Origin of the sequence: Serratia sp. L9 (assembly GCF_050632285.1) — a bacterium.
Lineage (GTDB): Bacteria > Pseudomonadota > Gammaproteobacteria > Enterobacterales > Enterobacteriaceae > Chania.
Map to the genome: position 1 here is coordinate 955,293 of NZ_CP192591.1, position 15,499 is coordinate 970,791.

The window sequence follows — 15,499 nt, forward strand, 5'->3', positions numbered from 1 at the left end:
ACGATGCAATTGCAAATCAGTTGGCCGCCGATCGCTCAAACCTATCCGTTGGATGAATCACTTACGCTTGAACGAGCATACTGTTTTTGCCTACAGCAAGGGACATTGGGCAATAACTGCCCAGAAGGAGGGCAAGGCTTCCTGCGGTTTTACTGGATGAAGTCGGAACCGGTAATGGAATACCACAGCAACGAATATATCTGCTCGATAAACGGCCAACGATTGCAACCCGGTGCGCGAACGCCTCTACGCTACGGCACAGTGATCCAGGCTGGTCACTTTTGTCTGAAGGTAATAGCAAACGACACCGGGGCACTGCCCGATGAGCAAAATGAGTGGCCTGAACTGGATAGCCTGTTGACACACGGCGGGCATTTCACCCCTTGGCAGGACACGGTGATGGAGGGCGCACAGGATGATGTTCTTAAGCGCCTCTCCTTTGAATACAAACGATTTTTACTGTGGGGCGATCAGAGCCGCGAGTTTTTGCAGCAAGAGGATCAGCAGGAAAACCTGCTACCTGCGCGCGATAGTTTTCTCGATAACGTTATTGAGACGGTTAAGGATAAAACCATGGTGGAATGCATTTTTGATGAGGGCAGCCTGATCGAACGCGTATTGGAAGAACTGATGGCCTTTAACCAACCGGAAATCAATGAGGATGAGCAGCCCGATCTGCTGACCATGCTGGCCCCTGAACATCTGGCAAGGATTGAACGGCGCACGGTGTCGGAATTGCTCTATCGAGAGCTGTATAAACTGGGGCTGGATAGCCACCTTTAATTTCAAGAAGGAAAAACTATGACCACCAACATTGTCACTATCGGTTTAGAGACACTGGAATTGAATGAGTGGACCACGCAGGCCGTGAGTGAGGTCAAACGCATGCCAGCTAATATCGAGGCACGCCTACGGCTGTTTAAACTGTACTGCGTTCAGGCTGATTGGGATCGGGCATTACACCAGCTTGATACCTTGTTAAAAATTGACCCAGAATTGCAGCGCCAATGCGAGCTGTACAAGAATCTGTTATTAAGCGAACGCCTGCGAGAAACAGTGTTGTCTGGCGACCGTGAGGCAGGCTCATTGGAAGGGCAATTACCTGAATGGACGCAGTTATTGCAACGTGCCAATGCGTTGTACACCTCTGGGCAATACGAGCAAGGTGAGGCACTACGTCTGCATGCACTGGAGGCCGCTCAGGCTCAGGCCGGGCATTGCGAGGTTCTCGGTAGCTTCCTTTGGTTAATCGATGGTGATGAACGATTGGGGCCGGTGTGCGAATTTATCTGTGCGGGGGCTATCGCTGGGTGCCCTTTGCCGATATGCAATCATTGCAGGTTAACGCCCCACAGGGGTTGATGGATCTGGTTTGGGCACCTGCGCAGCTTGAGGTCAAGGGTAAAACCTGGTCTGGCTACTTGCCTGCACGTTATCCCCTGCCGCCAAAAAGTGACGAGCCGATGTTCAAAACAGGATTAAAAACAACGTGGCAACAGCAAGGGTCAGGCCGCTATATTGGCCAAGGGCGCAAGATGTGGATCAGCAATACGGGCGAATGTTCGCTATTTGAGGCGGGGAAAATCCAATTTGACCCGTTGAATCATGAACGCCAAGCGTAAAGCCTTCCTGCCCTGCTTGTTAGAGCGCCTGCTTGATGATGAGCCGAAAAAAGCACCGAGGCATGGGACAAGTATCACTTTGATGCACGCGCAATGCGTACCATGATCCAACGTAACATCATCGACATCCTCAATACGGCCAATATTGAGGAACGCCTTAGCAAGCACAAGCACAAAGAGGTGGCCGCATCGGTAATGAACTTTGGTATTTCAGCACTGGTTGGGGGGTATTCCACCCCCATAACTGGACCCTGATTGAGCGTATAATCCGCGAAGCACTGCTCCGCTTCGAGCCACGGTTGATACCAGAATCGATTATGATCGGCCTGAAGGGGGACCAGAAGTCCCCTATGTGTAATGGCATAATTCAGTTTGAGATCCGCGCATTGGTGAAATGGCAGCCACAGCCGTTCGATCTCTGTCTGGATGCGCGCTATGAAAGCGAAACGAGCAGCGCCAGCTTAGCCTTGCGCAATTGAAACCAGGCTCAATCAGCCGTAATGCCTGGCGGTTAAGACTCACCGGCCCCCCTCTCATCAAGGAGAGGGGCGCTAACCAGTAATGCCAAAAAAATCAGCCGGGTGCAATCTCGCCCCGGCAGATCTCAGCCTTGCTGAGGAGTAATGCGGTAACCCGCCAATAGAGCCGTCAGCACCATAAATAGGTGCCCCTCAGCAGAATCCAGCAGGAACGAATTGAACAGATGGCAAGCCATATAGCTGCCAATCACGGCAACCAACAGGTTGCGGCAGGTTGCTGGCTGGCCCCAGGCCACCCGCAGACAACACAGCATCCAAGCCAAAAACAGCGCCAGCCCCAACAGACCGCTTTGTACCGTTTCCAGCAGGTATTCGTTATGCGGGTTATACACACTGTAGCCTACCTCTAGGTTGCCATACCAGAAGCTCCCGGCTCCGTTACCCAGCAGCGGGGCCTGTTTTATCAGGCGCAGAGACTCACGAGCAAAAGCGGTGCGTTGCCCCATCGAATTATCACAGTTCTGATAGGCCTGCCCAGCCGGTGCCAAAACACAACTACGAACCTCTTCAATCCCGAGAACCAGGCGCTCCGTGGCACGATTCGGTGTCAGGACCAGCGCCACTATAATCAGTAGGCCACACACGAGAGCACCTACGCGCTGCCAACGGGGTAATGTCAGTAACAGCCAGACCCCCACGCCAACAAAAAGGGCTATATACCCGGTACGCCCCTGCACCATTAGCAACACGTTGGCGATGGCCAGCAAGACCAGAGCCCCGTATCCCCAGCGTTTCAGGCCCGTTTGAGCAAAAGCTCGGGACAGCCACACCAGAGCAGCAAACGCCATAAACACGTTCTGTGTTATCTGCAGTTTGAATACGGTGGGGTTCAGTGGATCAAGGCCACCCAGCGTCACCTGCCCAACCCCCGACGTCAGGCTGATGGCCAGTATCACGCAATTGGCCAGCAGAAAGCCGTTGATAAAGCGGGTAATAAGCCGGGGATCGGCAAGGAAGAACAACGCCAGCGGCAAAACAAACAGCAGCTTCTGATACTTGCCAACCATCTTCGGGCCATAGTCATGGTATTGAGTCAGCAGTGAAATGGCCAAAAGTGCAAACATCAATGCAGGCAACCACACCAGCGGCTGCCTGAGCAATGGCATCACGTGGCGGAAGTCCCGCTGCCACAACAGGCATACCGCAACCAAACCCAACGCCGTATTCATCAACGCGTTGGAAGTGGGAAAAGAAACACCGAGTAAAAAAGCCGTGAAGCTGAATAACCGAAAACAGGCGGGAGTGAATGTTGATACCGAAGACAGATTCGTTGATGACATGGTGATGGCTCACATCAGGACAGATTAAACACGGTGTCTGCCACCGTGCAAGATAGGTTCAGGCAATTGCGGCCTGCCCCGCCAGTTGGCAGTCAATGGCACCAATGACTTCGCTGACCGGAATAGCCTCCAGATAACGTTCCGGCGTTTCAGTATCCACTTCGTCGGGTTTCGGTAATGACCGGTAATCCCCTGCCCACAACAGGGTGTGCGAAGACTGCCAAGGGGACCATTGCTGCAGGTTGCTGGGGCCAAATAACACCACAGAGGGGGTCTGCAGTGCAGCGGCCATGTGCATCGGTACCGAATCTACACCGACAAACAGCTTGGCCCGATCAATCAGCACCGCAAGCTCCGGCAAATCAAGCCGCCCAGCCAGATTGATCACCCGTTGCGGCAGGGAACACCCCGCAAGAATGGCAGCGATCATGGCGGTTTCATCAGCAGAGCGCCCACCGGTCAGCACCACGGTTTCCCCGTTGGCGATGAGATGGCTGATCACCTGCGTAAATCCCGCCACCGACCAGGTTTTGAATGCCCAGCGGGCCGTGGGTTGAACCAGCACAAAATCCGCCAGTTGATAGCGTTGGCCAAGCCGGTCAACCTCATCGATATCACACTGCCGATAAGCCTGAGTCACCCTGTTGATCTGAGTCGGTAAAGCTAGCGGGGCCAGAATGGAGAGGTTGTTGAGCACGGTGTGTTGCTGTTCATGCCCATCCATCGGCACCAGCAACGAATGGCAAGCCCGCCACAACCAGTTGCTACGTTTGGGGAAAGCAAACCCGAGGCTGAAGGTCGGTTTGAGAAAACGGCAATACAGCGCCGCCCGCCACTGGTCGGACAGATTAATCACCAGATCGTAGTGACCGGTGCGCAGGCTGTTCCACAAGGCATGCTCACCGCGATACTGTGCTTTGCAGCCTTGACGTTTCAGACTGCGATCAACGCTATAGGTCAGATAGACATCCCGATTCCCTGCCAGCATCGCTTCGGTGCCGTCATAGACCAGAACGTCAATCAGGGCGTTAGGGTAGTTGGCCCGCAACGTACTGAGCAGCGGCGTAGTCAACAGGACATCCCCAAAGTGGCGCAGCTTGATCACCAGGATGCGTTGCACCCGATCGCGGTGTAACAGCAGGTTGGGTAACCGGCTATTCGGTAATACAGCCCAATGAGTATTTGCTGATACGGCAGAAGTATTGGTTATCGTCATATTCCGTTGTCTCGAAAAGTGCAAAGGTCCCTCTTTCGAACAGACGTCGAAATAGTCATTGAGGAAGCAAAAATAAAGGCGTGCGGATGCCTGATGCTTATCAGTTAAGCTATAAAACATCCAATAAGTCAGCACCCGTTTATAGTCACGCCCCGTTCTCCCTTTGAGAGGGGCGAGGTGAGAGGCTTTAGCTTATGTTATTCCCCTTCACCCTGACCCCTCCCCCGAAGGAGAGGGCATTTGTTAGTCGCATTAGGGCAGATGTCGGTATTAATTCATTAAGTGATGATGGTCATAATTCGTCAACCTCTCCCTGGAATCGGAAATAAATTAATATTACCGACAAGATTGATAGAAATGCTGAACGGCACCCAGCCCGATCTTATCGGTGAGTGAAAGGTAAAGATAATCGGTTGTGCAGATCGATAAGATCAAACTGATCGTTGAAAACGATCAATTCTTTACAAATGAGGAAGATGTTATAAAAGTGTGTGACTTACAGGATAGAAAACTTTCCCAGAATTAACCTAGTTTTGTCCTGATATCTGCAACTACGCAGGTTTGAGTTTGACCAGCCTGGGCGTTAGGCGACAGAACGGGGAAAAGCCGCTCAGAAGGGAGCGGCTGGCTGGGGGCCACTTCAAGTTCACTTTAAAGAATGAGGCCAGCTTCACAAAAGGGTTCGTGTCGGTACGGTCGTAGAGATCCATATGGCCCGCTCCCGGTACGATAAACAGCCGTCTCCGGCGTTCTCGCTGGTGGTTGTGGCCTTGCGGGAAAGTGGCTCAGGGTATAAAGCTTAGTTAACCCGTTTACCCGATTCATCAATCACCCTTTCGCCATCCTCTTTAGAAAACGCCGATTGTTGCCGGCCAGGCAGGATGTCCAGCACCAACTCGCTTGGGCGGCATAAACGTGTTCCCAATGGAGTAACCACAATCGGCCGGTTAATCAGGATCGGATGTTGCAGCATCAATTCGATTAACTGATCGTCCGTAAACGGGTCTTCTCCCAGCCCAAGTTGTTCGTAAGGCTCGACGTTGTTACGCAGCAACGCGCGAACTGTAATTCCCATATCCACAATCAGTTTGATCAGTTCATCGCGCGTAGGTGGCGTATCGAGATAATAAATAATGGCTGGCTCTTCGCCACTGTTGCGGATCATCTCCAACGTGTTACGCGAAGTGCCGCAGGCCGGGTTGTGATAGATAGTAATGTCGCTCATATCAGCATCTCATGACAGATTGAAAGAAAGGCGTAGCGCCAGCGCGGCCAAAGTGACAAACAGCACAGGCAGTGTCATGACAATCCCGACGCGGAAATAGTATCCCCAGGTGATTGTCATGTTCTTCTGTGAAAGCACATGCAGCCAGAGCAGCGTCGCCAGGCTACCAATCGGTGTGATTTTCGGCCCCAGATCGCAGCCAATCACGTTGGCATAAATCATGGCTTCTTTTATTACCCCTGAGGCCGTGCTGCCTTCAATCGACAAGGCCCCAATCAGTACCGTCGGCATATTATTCATCATGGAAGATAAAAACGCCGTCAGGAAGCCCGTTCCCATCGTCGCCGCCCAAAGCCCGTGAGCGGCCAGCAGATCAAGCACGCCGGAGAGGTATTGCGTTAAACCGGCGTTGCGCAGGCCATAAACCACCAGATACATGCCCAGCGAGAAAATCACGATCTGCCAGGGTGCGCCACGTAGCACTTTACCGGTATTAATCGCATGACCCCTTTTGGCCACCGCAAACAAAACTGATGCCCCGACGGCAGCAATGGCGCTAACCGGAATGCCAAGGGGCTCCAGCACAAAAAACCAACCAGCAGCAAGAATAAGACTACCCAGCCGGTTGTGAACGTTGCAGGGTCGCTAATCGCTTTTGCTGGCTCTTTCAGGCACTCAAGATCATAGGTCGGTGGGATATCTTTGCGAAAGAACAGGTGCAGCATCACCAGCGTGGCGATAATCGCAGCGATATCCACCGGCACCATCACCGAGGCATACTCGCGAAAACCCAGTTTAAAGAAATCGGCAGAAACAATGTTGACCAGGTTCGAGACAATAAGCGGCAGGCTGGCGGTATCAGCAATAAAACCGGCGGCCATCACAAACGCCAACGTGGTGCCTTGGTTGAACCCCAGCGCCAACAGCATGGCGATAACGACAGGTGTAAGAATAAGTGCGGCTCCATCATTGGCAAACAGCGCGGCAACGCTTGCACCCAGCAGAACAATGTAGGTAAATAGCAGGCGCCCGCGCCCGTTGCCCCAGCGGGAAACATGCAACGCAGCCCACTCGAAAAAGCCCGATTCATCCAACAACAAGCTGATGATGATTACCGCGATAAAGGTGGCGGTGGCGTTCCAGACGATATTCCAGACCACTGGAATATCAGCAACCTGAACCACGCCAAACGCCAGCGCCAGCACCGCCCCAAGCGTTGCGCTCCAGCCAATCCCCAACCCTTTCGGCTGCCAGATAACCAATACAAGGGTCAGGACGAAAATAGTTCCTGCCAGTAACATAAAACCTCCTTTTATATATGATTTTTCGAATATGTTATGGCAAATTTTTAGCGGCATATAGCCTTGCCGTTAGTTGTGCAGTTTGCGGATGTCAGCTTACGGGCAATAGCCTGAACCTGCTCCCGCTGGCTCTGCCAGGCTTGCTCAATAACCTGAGCCGCCCATGAAGGCATATGCGGGGATAAGCGGTAATGAACCCATTTCCCCTGCTTGCGATCCAGCAATAAACCACTCTCCCGCAGCATTGCCAGGTGGCGGGAGATCTTGGGTTGAGACTCATCAAGTGCCGTGCAGAGATCGCATACGCACAACTCCCCAATCTCTTTGAGTAGTAACACAATACCCAACCGGGTTTCGTCGGACAGATTTTTGAAAAGTTGCAGGGGATTCGGTGTCATGTTCGCTCCATCATTGCGTGATGAAAGCATACACTGAAAAAGAAAGAGGTAAAATACATATTCGATTTTCCAAATATGTATCCTTTACCCGGCCAGCACGGCCTTTTGCGGTAAGCAGTTGGCGCAGTTCGGGGATCAATCTCTTGTAACAAGGGGAGCAACCTGGTGCTCCCCTTGCTGCATTCGCCGCTACAAAACCAATTTTGCCAGTAAAAAACCAAAAGGCACCGAGCAGATGATCGACAGACATCCAGGTAAGAAGAAGGGATGGTTAACGATCCTGGAGCCATTCCAGCGTTTGCTGAGGAATGATCCGGTATCATCAGTCGCAATCGCAAATGCTGTCGTTGGGTAAATGTTGGTTATATACAGCGCACTCACTGCGACAAAGCTGGCTAATATCGCATCCGCACTAATCCCGATAGAGGCCGCAATAGGCATAAGCAGCGCGCTGGTTGCCCCCTGGCTGAACAGCATTGCACTGGTACAGAAAAATACGGCAGCCAGCAACACCGGATAGGTGCGCAGAATTTCGCTGGCTCCCATTTTGATCTCTTCTATATGAGCGCCAATAAGGGTGCTACTCAGCCAGACGATACCTAACACGACAACCAGTGATTCAGCACCAGATTTAAATATCGGTGAGTTTTTAATCTCCTTCATATCCAACTTACAGGTGAAAATAATAATCGTTGAGACAATAAACATCGTAATAATAATTAAATCCCTGGAGTTAATAGCATGACCAATAAGCGATTTAAACAACAGCATACTGACTACAAACATAACGCCGAGCAGGAATATCACTACGGATGATTTTGCACCACGCGGAATACTGCGTTTAGTATGTTTATTCAGAGCGGTTTTATTCTCCTGCATTATTTTTTGGCAGATCGGATCATCGGCAAGTCTTACTCCCTGCCTGCTGGCAATAAATGCCGCAACCAGCATGGCAAAAAGCGCGGTGGGTAGCACCACCAACATGGCATCACCGAAACTGATCCCCATCACCTCAACGGTACCATACATGATCGCCGTTGCCGCCGAGATAGGTGATGCCGTAATCCCCAGTTGCGAAGCAACAACGGCGGAGCTCAGTGGCTGGCTGGGCCTGATACCGTTGTCTTTAGCCACTTCCTGGATAACGTTCATCACCGACATGGCGGTATAACCGGTTCCCGATAAAACCGTTAAGATAAAAGTGACACTAGGGGCAAGAATATTTAGATAACCAGGATGATTGCGTAATAATTTTTCCGTTAAAATGACTAAATAATCCATTCCACCGGCTTGCTGCATAACCGATAAAGCAATGATCGTTGATAGAATAATCAGCATAACATCGACAGGAGGAGCACCAGCCGGAACACCAAAGATAAAAACAGCAATGGCTAACCCGACCCCACCCGCAAACCCGACACCGATTCCACCCCATCTTGCGGCAAGCATGATGGTCCCCAGTAAAAGAATAACATGTAATATCACCATATATTTACCCTACTATTAGCTATAATATAAATTATATTTATCGGCAACGAGGAGTAAGGTAATGAATGTTAAATATTCATTACCTGCACTTAAAAACTATTTTAGTAGATCGGACGACTATTATGCGTTCATTTCAGTTTGATAGCGTTTAATCGCTGCCGTACTCTTTTTCGGATCGGTCATGATCATCGGGTCAAGCAGATAATCAGCCTGCTCCGGTGTAAGCAATTTTTCCGACAAGACAACCTGCTTGACGCTGCATTTTTGTGCATAAGCCGCCTTGGCAATTCGTGACCCCACCTGATAGCCAAACAAGGTCGCCACGATCGTCGCCAAAGCGGTACTTTCCTGTGCGTAGCGAGCACTAACTTCTTCATTTATTGCAATATCTACCAAACACTTATCAATAAACAGCGGTATCACCCGGCTCAGTAGCGAACAGGATTCAAATAACGCTTTCAGCAACACTGGCTCCCAGACATTCAGATCAAGCTCACCACCTTCAACGGCCATGGTAACCGTGAGATCGTTGCCAATAACCTGATAGGCGATTTGATTAACCAACTCTGGCATCACCGGATTAATTTTACCCGGCATAATGGAAGAGCCAGGTTGTACGGCAGGAACAATGATTTCATTAAATCCCGCGCGTGGCCCCGATCCCTGAATACGGAAATCTGTCGCCATTTTGGAAAGAAACGCGGCGATTTTTTTAAGCTGAGCGGAGAATTCAATATAGAAATCACCGTGTTGCAGGCCATCAAAGAAATCCGCTTCTGGGCGATAATTTTCCCCGGTTATGGTCTCAAGACACTGATAAACTTGCGGAACATACCCCTCATGTGTTGATAATCCGGTGCCAATTGCCGTCGCGCCAAGCGGTAGAAGCAGCGCCTCCTCATTCACCAACGCCAGTTTCTCTTTGAGCCTGCTGGCCTGCGTGCGGTAAGCGCCAAACTGCTGGCCAAAGGTCATCGGCAACGCATCCTGTAAGCAGGTCCGCCCCAACTTCACTTTGTCTGCAAATAGGCGGCTTTTATCGGCCAACACCGCTTCCAACTTTTCTAATTGCACGATCAACTGCTTTATATTGGCACGGCTGGTCATCTTCATGGCCGCAGGGATCACGTCATTGGTTGACTGCCCCATATTGACGTGAGTATTAGGATGCACGCTGTCATACCCGCGCGTTCCGGTGAGGAGCTCATTTGCCCGGTTGGCGACCACTTCATTCATGTTCATATTTGTCGAAGTACCGCCGCCGCCCTGAAAAACATCGATAGGGAAATGGGCATCAAAATCACCGGCCATCACCTCCTGCGACGCCTTGACGATAGCGGCCGCTTTCTGACCATCCAGGGCGCCAATCTGGCTATTCGCCTGCGCCGCTGCCTGCTTAATGGCAGCGATAGACCATAAGAAATACGGTATCTCGCCCGCCGTTCGTCCCGATACCGAGAAATTTAATACCGCCCGCTGAGTTTGAATACCATAGTAAGCTTCGTCGGGTACCATTAAACTTCCTAATAGATCCTTTTCTTCACGCATCTCAGACTCTCTTTCAGGATTAGGGTGTATAATCACCTTAACCCGCAAGAAGAGTGGATAACTTGAAGTTGTTCAAATAAAAATATCATTTGAAAGATAAATAATCATTATTAAAAAAATAATAGTGTAGGTGAGAATGAAAGATATTAACTTCGATTTTAAGCAGTTACAGGCTTTTTTAACGGTTATAGAGACCGGCTCATTTACGGCTGCGGCGAAGAAACTCAACCTTACTCAATCTTCCATCTCCCAGCAGATCGCTAACCTGGAAAATGGCTTAAATACGGAATTGATTAACCGTTCCCAACGCCCGATCCAGATGACGATCGCCGGGCAAGCGCTTTATCCCTTAGGGAAAAAGATTATTGATAGCGGCATCCATCTGCAAGAACACATCAACGCGATAGGCCATGGGAATATTTCGCATTTGAAAATCGGCTTTGTTGATTCGATTAGCAAATCTGTTGGGCTGGACATTCTTAAATTCCTACAGCCCCAAGTGAAACATATTTACCAGATCACGGGAACCGCATCGGGTCTATTATCCGTACTGAATACCGGTGGCATTAATCTGGCGATTACCATGTTGCATACCGAGATGCCGCCCAACGTCAGGATCTACCCGCTTATTGAAGAAGAGTTCTTATGCGTTTGCCCCAAAGCCTGGCTTGAAACCCGGCTGGAAGAGCTCTGCAAAAACCGGGATTACATCGCCTACACCAACAATACACCAACGGGCATGCAAACGCTCAACTGGTTGAAATGGAACAACCTTTCTCCGGCTATTCAGTTCGAAATGGACAATGCCGATGATATTTTGAAGCTTATCTCTTGTGGCTATGGGTGGACGCTGACCACACCGCTATTTATTACCACTATCCCGGCGTTTTCTGACCAGTTGAAAATCATCAGAATCAACAACCGCAAAGAAAGGCGTAAGATCGTTTTGCTGTGCATGGACGATGAACTCTCCGACTTCTATAAAGGGTTGGCGGTTAAGGTTCGTTCAATATTGGAAACCAAGTTAGAGGAGAGCTTTTATAGCAAGTTGGATGATGGGCAGCCTCCTTCTGAGGCGACATAAAGCGGGCGAAGTCCCTGGTTGAGGAGGCAGGAAACACTTTTTTACTGACCGTCCCCGCACCTTGGCCGTTAAATTGCAGCAACGGTTCCCGCTTTTCCTGACAGCCATGCAAAAACACCTGCTGGCGACGCCGAACCTGATCTTTGGTAAAACCCAGCCACATGTTGATTACAGGATTAAGCTCATTGACCTCATCCCGATTGAGGTAGTTTTTGGCCACCGTGACATCAACTTTGCACCTCTATATAGGGCAGGCCGGCGGATAAGCTCGGTATAACCGGTACAGGCAACATGCGGTTTGTTCTGGATAGTTAAAGCCTCTTCTTGTGTCGGAACAATGTCATAAGAATTGAGTTTCTCTCTTTTGGATCGCCTGTCACTCCCCCATGCTGTTATTCCTTCCTGCATAAAATATTTTGTATGCATTTTTTGCATCGCAATAGCCACAATTGCATTTCACATTTTCTGCACTAGTTGTTCATATAGAGAGTAACTGATGTTTTTAGTAAAAAATTTCAGGACAGTTATTTCACCCTATTAATACTTGCGCCATCAGTAAAACAATAAATTAACATAATACGAACCAGTGTGGAGTTTCTGTTTACATACTTAACTTTTTCATCCTAGTGGGGTAATACTATGATTTGGCTACAAGCGCTTGTAGTGCTTACATGCATATATTGTGGTGTGAGAATGGGCAGTATTGGTATCGGTCTTTTTGGTGGTCTAGGCATTGCAATACTGACTTTTGGCTTCGGTTTGCCCATCGGTTCTCCTCCTGTTGACGTTATTCTTATCATTATGGCTGTTGTCATGGCTGCCGCAGTACTCCAGGCGACGGGTGGAATGGATTATCTTGTACAAGTCTCCGGTCGATTACTTAGGAAAAACCCAAAACATGTCAATATAATAGCTCCAATTATTACCTGGTCCATGACTATCATGGCAGGTACAGGGTTTATTGTATTTTCAACATTACCAGTGATTGCTGAAGTATCTAAGGAGGCAGGGATCCGCCCTTCGAGGACGCTCAGTGGTTCTGTCGTCGCATCGCAGTTGGCTATATCAGGATCACCTATTAGCGCGGCGATGGCTGCATTGCTGGTGATTATGGAAACTCAAGGGGTAAGCTTTATACAAGTAATTACAGTATGTATTTCAACATCCTTTATTGCCGCAATGATTGCTGCCTTCGTGGCATCACGGCAGGGCTGTGAACTTAAGGATGATGAAGTTTATTTACAGCGTTTGCAGGATGGTTTGGTAAAAAAATATCAAGAAAATACGGTTAGCAATGTTAAAACCGCCAAATTGTCTGTGGCGTTATTTCTTCTGTCCACCGTCATCATTGTCATTATGGCTGCGTTCCCCACAATACGGCCGGGCTTTGACATTGGTAAAACCATGGGGACCCGGGATATTATTGTAGTTTGTATGCTGAGTGTTTCCTGCCTCATGGTCATTTTCAGCAAAATTAGTGCTGTCTCAGTGGTACTTACCCCAACTTTTCGAGCTGGCATGAGTTCAATAGCCGTTATTTTGGGGATTGTCACACTTGGTACTACTTTTGTTGACGCACATCTTGATGGTATAAAACTGGTTGCTGGGGATATCCTGCAAGATTACCCTATGCTGATAGCTTTGGTACTGTTCCTGACTTGCGCACTGCTTTATTCTCAAGGCGCTACAACACCAATAATTATCCCCTTAGCCATTGCTCTTGATGTTCCTCATTGGGCTATTCTAGCATCCTATGTGGCTGTCACTGGCGTATTTGTCTTGCCAACTTATCCCACAACATTAGCGGCCATGGAATTTGACACCACGGGGACTACACGAGTAGGGAAATATATCCTTAACCATCCATTTATGTTACCTGGTGTTATAGGTGTCATTGGTGGTGTTATCTCCGGGTTTATTATTGCGCCTTTAGTTTTATAAAATTTTACAGCATTCAGACTTTATAAATGACCAGAGTCGTTCAGAGGGCAGGTTAAGTTTGGAGTTTAAACGATAAGCATAGACTTCCATTGTGATTACTGCGTTACAATTGGGCAGGATACATAGTTTATTATCTGCTAGTTCCTGCTCAATTGAATAGTCTGGCAACCAGGCAACACCTTGTCCTTGAAGCACCATTCTTTTTAGCAGACCACTCATTGATGAGACAAAGATAGTATTAAATTTTTCTGGGTTATTGCGTGATAAATATTGGTCGACTTTGCGCCCCATATAACTTCTATCAGTATAGTTCAGTAAAGGAATAGAGTCTTGCTCGAAGCTAAATGCCGGTTCACCTTGCTGGTTTAATGCACAAATAGGATAGAGGTGTGACTCCAGTATTTTTAATTGCTGAAATTGTCCCGACATTAGCATTTCATCATAAAATGAGAAAATGAAATCAGATTTCCCTTCCTTGAGGCTGATGATGGTATCGTTCACATCAATAGCCTCAACGAAAAAAACCATATTTTTAATATCAGGGATGAGCTTAAATAAGGCCGGAATGATGTAAATAGATAAAGAGTGTGCTGAAGCGATCTTAACCTGGCTTTTCACATTACTCCCTCCTTGAAGTGTGCTCAAGCTATACTCAAGTTCATCCAGCATATTCCTTATTTTTGAGTGAAAAACACGGCCTTTTTCTGTGAGACTAAGAGGTGATGAGTTTCGATCAAATAAATCAAAACCTATGGCTTCTTCTAGGCTTCGGATGCGGCGACTAAATGCTGATTGAGAAATATTACAACTTTCAGCTGCCAAGGTGAAATTACGACTATCTTCTAAAGCCAGAAAATCATAAAGCCATTTAGTTTCTATGTTTTTCATCATGTTCAACCTCTGTAGATATTAAGTGCTATTTAACATCATCGACTGAAAAGTTATGCATTTTTCACATTAACTATTTTATTTTAGCAATTCACATTTTTTATAATTATGAGATATTAAGTATAGATTAAAATCATACTTGCAGTAAAGAGGGGTTTTTATGAATAACATCATTGGAATTCTTGGCGGAATGGGACCAGCGGCCACGGTTGACGCAATGACCAAAATAATAAGAAATACTAATGCGTCTAAGGATCAAGAACACATTCCCATTATTGCTTTATCTATACCAGATATCCCTGATCGATCTGCTTGTATACTGAATCATGAACAGTCACCGCTGAATAAACTAATTCAATACACCAAGCTCATTGAGAATGCCGGGGCGCAGTGCCTGATAATACCTTGTAATACTGCACATTACTGGTTCGAAGAACTGAAAGCGGTAACGAAAATGGAAATGATAAGTATCATTGATGCGACTCTTTCAGTGCTTGTTCATAACCAGGTTAAAAAAGTTGGATTATTGGCGACTGACGCAACCATTTCCAGCCAACTGTATAACAACAGGCTATTGGATAACAAAATTGCGTGTGTTCTCCCTACAAAAGAAGAACAATCTAGCGTAATGAAAAGCATTTACGAATATAAAGCCGGTAATATTGAATTGGCCAAAGAACTCATTGACGGTGTACATAACGCCTTGTTAAACAGAGGGGTGGAAGTCATTATTATGGGTTGCACTGAACTTCCTTTAATCTTAAGTGACAAAGTCAGTGCCAACCCAGATAAATATATTGATACAACTGAAGAACTTGTTAAATCGGCGATCAATTGGTATCAGGCAAGAGCATCTAAGCATTAACTTATACACGTTAATATTGCTTACTGATTGGTTCTACCCCGCAAGAACTACAAATAATAAATACCGGCTTACAAATTTAAAATTGTCCTAATTTATTTTTCCAA

Annotated in this window: 14 protein-coding genes and 2 pseudogenes; 7 read left to right on the top strand and 9 right to left on the bottom strand. The window is 48.0% G+C overall.

Annotated elements, in window-relative coordinates:
• The first annotated feature begins 3 nt into the window (after window positions 1–3).
• The 4 genes and pseudogenes from ACQ86O_RS04455 to ACQ86O_RS04470 all read left to right on the top strand — a co-directional run bounded on the left by ACQ86O_RS04455 (window position 4) and on the right by ACQ86O_RS04470 (window position 2,101).
• Window positions 4–783 (top strand): TagK domain-containing protein, encoded by a 780-nt coding sequence (locus tag ACQ86O_RS04455; protein ID WP_431224282.1) that lies wholly within the window; start codon window positions 4–6, stop codon window positions 781–783.
• Window positions 784–801: 18 nt separating this feature from the next.
• Complete coding sequence (locus ACQ86O_RS04460; protein WP_431224283.1) at window positions 802–1,362, top strand: hypothetical protein; 561 nt, start codon at window positions 802–804, stop codon at window positions 1,360–1,362.
• Window positions 1,326–1,622: a type VI secretion system accessory protein TagJ gene (locus ACQ86O_RS04465; RefSeq protein ID WP_431224284.1), complete on the top strand. Its 297-nt coding sequence runs from the start codon at window positions 1,326–1,328 to the stop codon at window positions 1,620–1,622. Before ACQ86O_RS04460 ends, ACQ86O_RS04465 begins: the two co-directional genes overlap by 37 nt.
• A pseudogene (locus ACQ86O_RS04470) lies at window positions 1,606–2,101 on the top strand (type VI secretion system baseplate subunit TssE). The gene ACQ86O_RS04465 and the pseudogene ACQ86O_RS04470 overlap by 17 nt, the downstream one beginning before the upstream one ends.
• A 125-nt stretch (window positions 2,102–2,226) precedes the next feature.
• Here ACQ86O_RS04470 and ACQ86O_RS04475 read toward each other — a convergent pair.
• The 7 genes and pseudogenes from ACQ86O_RS04475 to ACQ86O_RS04505 all read right to left on the bottom strand — a co-directional run bounded on the left by ACQ86O_RS04475 (window position 2,227) and on the right by ACQ86O_RS04505 (window position 10,617).
• The gene (locus tag ACQ86O_RS04475) at window positions 2,227–3,441 is read right to left on the bottom strand and encodes an O-antigen ligase family protein (protein WP_431224285.1); all 1,215 of its coding nucleotides are present in this window, start codon (window positions 3,439–3,441) and stop codon (window positions 2,227–2,229) included.
• 58 nt (window positions 3,442–3,499) lie between these two features.
• A complete protein-coding gene (gene rfaQ, locus ACQ86O_RS04480) occupies window positions 3,500–4,657 on the bottom strand; it encodes a putative lipopolysaccharide heptosyltransferase III (RefSeq protein WP_431224286.1) in 1,158 nt (385 codons plus the stop codon).
• A 799-nt stretch (window positions 4,658–5,456) separates the two neighbouring features.
• Window positions 5,457–5,882: a glutaredoxin-dependent arsenate reductase gene (arsC, locus tag ACQ86O_RS04485; protein ID WP_431224287.1), complete on the bottom strand. Its 426-nt coding sequence runs from the start codon at window positions 5,880–5,882 to the stop codon at window positions 5,457–5,459.
• Between the two features lie 9 nt (window positions 5,883–5,891).
• Window positions 5,892–7,183: pseudogene (locus ACQ86O_RS04490) on the bottom strand (arsenic transporter).
• 47 nt (window positions 7,184–7,230) lie between these two features.
• Window positions 7,231–7,581 carry a transcriptional regulator gene (locus ACQ86O_RS04495; RefSeq protein WP_431224288.1) on the bottom strand — a complete coding sequence of 117 codons (351 nt, stop codon included), beginning with the start codon at window positions 7,579–7,581 and terminating at the stop codon, window positions 7,231–7,233.
• 189 nt (window positions 7,582–7,770) lie between these two features.
• Window positions 7,771–9,069: an anaerobic C4-dicarboxylate transporter gene (locus ACQ86O_RS04500; protein ID WP_431224289.1), complete on the bottom strand. Its 1,299-nt coding sequence runs from the start codon at window positions 9,067–9,069 to the stop codon at window positions 7,771–7,773.
• A gap of 120 nt (window positions 9,070–9,189) precedes the next feature.
• On the bottom strand, window positions 9,190–10,617 hold the full coding sequence (locus ACQ86O_RS04505; RefSeq protein WP_431224290.1) for an aspartate ammonia-lyase: 1,428 nt from the start codon (window positions 10,615–10,617) through the stop codon (window positions 9,190–9,192).
• A gap of 136 nt (window positions 10,618–10,753) precedes the next feature.
• On the opposite strand from ACQ86O_RS04505, the gene ACQ86O_RS04510 reads away from it, so the two are divergent.
• The gene (locus tag ACQ86O_RS04510; protein ID WP_431224291.1) at window positions 10,754–11,701 is read left to right on the top strand and encodes a LysR family transcriptional regulator; all 948 of its coding nucleotides are present in this window, start codon (window positions 10,754–10,756) and stop codon (window positions 11,699–11,701) included.
• Here the strand turns inward: ACQ86O_RS04510 and rhuM are convergent.
• Window positions 11,613–11,921 carry a RhuM family protein gene (rhuM, locus tag ACQ86O_RS04515; protein ID WP_431224292.1) on the bottom strand — a complete coding sequence of 103 codons (309 nt, stop codon included), beginning with the start codon at window positions 11,919–11,921 and terminating at the stop codon, window positions 11,613–11,615. The genes ACQ86O_RS04510 and rhuM overlap by 89 nt on opposite strands.
• Before the next feature lie 419 nt (window positions 11,922–12,340).
• Between rhuM and ACQ86O_RS04520 the strand changes: the two genes are divergently transcribed.
• Window positions 12,341–13,642, top strand: a complete 1,302-nt coding sequence (locus ACQ86O_RS04520; protein ID WP_431224293.1) for an anaerobic C4-dicarboxylate transporter — start codon at window positions 12,341–12,343, stop codon at window positions 13,640–13,642.
• Here ACQ86O_RS04520 and hypT read toward each other — a convergent pair.
• Window positions 13,637–14,533: a hypochlorite stress DNA-binding transcriptional regulator HypT gene (gene hypT / locus ACQ86O_RS04525; protein ID WP_431224294.1), complete on the bottom strand. Its 897-nt coding sequence runs from the start codon at window positions 14,531–14,533 to the stop codon at window positions 13,637–13,639. The genes ACQ86O_RS04520 and hypT overlap by 6 nt on opposite strands.
• 157 nt (window positions 14,534–14,690) lie before the next feature.
• On the opposite strand from hypT, the gene ACQ86O_RS04530 reads away from it, so the two are divergent.
• Window positions 14,691–15,395, top strand: a complete 705-nt coding sequence (locus tag ACQ86O_RS04530) for an aspartate/glutamate racemase family protein (protein WP_431224295.1) — start codon at window positions 14,691–14,693, stop codon at window positions 15,393–15,395.
• Window positions 15,396–15,499 lie beyond the last annotated feature (104 nt).

Bases quoted from the DNA above. Each gene is read 5' to 3' on its own strand.
- ACQ86O_RS04520 (WP_431224293.1), top strand. From the start codon at position 12,341: ATGATTTGGCTACAAGCGCTTGTAGTGCTTACATGCATATATTGTGGT.
- ACQ86O_RS04530 (WP_431224295.1), top strand. From the start codon at position 14,691: ATGAATAACATCATTGGAATTCTTGGCGGAATGGGACCAGCGGCCACG.
- rfaQ (WP_431224286.1), bottom strand. From the start codon at position 4,657: ATGACGATAACCAATACTTCTGCCGTATCAGCAAATACTCATTGGGCT.
- ACQ86O_RS04455 (WP_431224282.1), top strand. From the start codon at position 4: ATGCAATTGCAAATCAGTTGGCCGCCGATCGCTCAAACCTATCCGTTG.
- arsC (WP_431224287.1), bottom strand. From the start codon at position 5,882: ATGAGCGACATTACTATCTATCACAACCCGGCCTGCGGCACTTCGCGT.
- ACQ86O_RS04460 (WP_431224283.1), top strand. From the start codon at position 802: ATGACCACCAACATTGTCACTATCGGTTTAGAGACACTGGAATTGAAT.
- hypT (WP_431224294.1), bottom strand. From the start codon at position 14,533: ATGATGAAAAACATAGAAACTAAATGGCTTTATGATTTTCTGGCTTTA.
- ACQ86O_RS04510 (WP_431224291.1), top strand. From the start codon at position 10,754: ATGAAAGATATTAACTTCGATTTTAAGCAGTTACAGGCTTTTTTAACG.
- ACQ86O_RS04505 (WP_431224290.1), bottom strand. From the start codon at position 10,617: ATGCGTGAAGAAAAGGATCTATTAGGAAGTTTAATGGTACCCGACGAA.
- ACQ86O_RS04475 (WP_431224285.1), bottom strand. From the start codon at position 3,441: ATGTCATCAACGAATCTGTCTTCGGTATCAACATTCACTCCCGCCTGT.
- ACQ86O_RS04500 (WP_431224289.1), bottom strand. From the start codon at position 9,069: ATGGTGATATTACATGTTATTCTTTTACTGGGGACCATCATGCTTGCC.
- ACQ86O_RS04495 (WP_431224288.1), bottom strand. From the start codon at position 7,581: ATGACACCGAATCCCCTGCAACTTTTCAAAAATCTGTCCGACGAAACC.
- ACQ86O_RS04465 (WP_431224284.1), top strand. From the start codon at position 1,326: ATGCAATCATTGCAGGTTAACGCCCCACAGGGGTTGATGGATCTGGTT.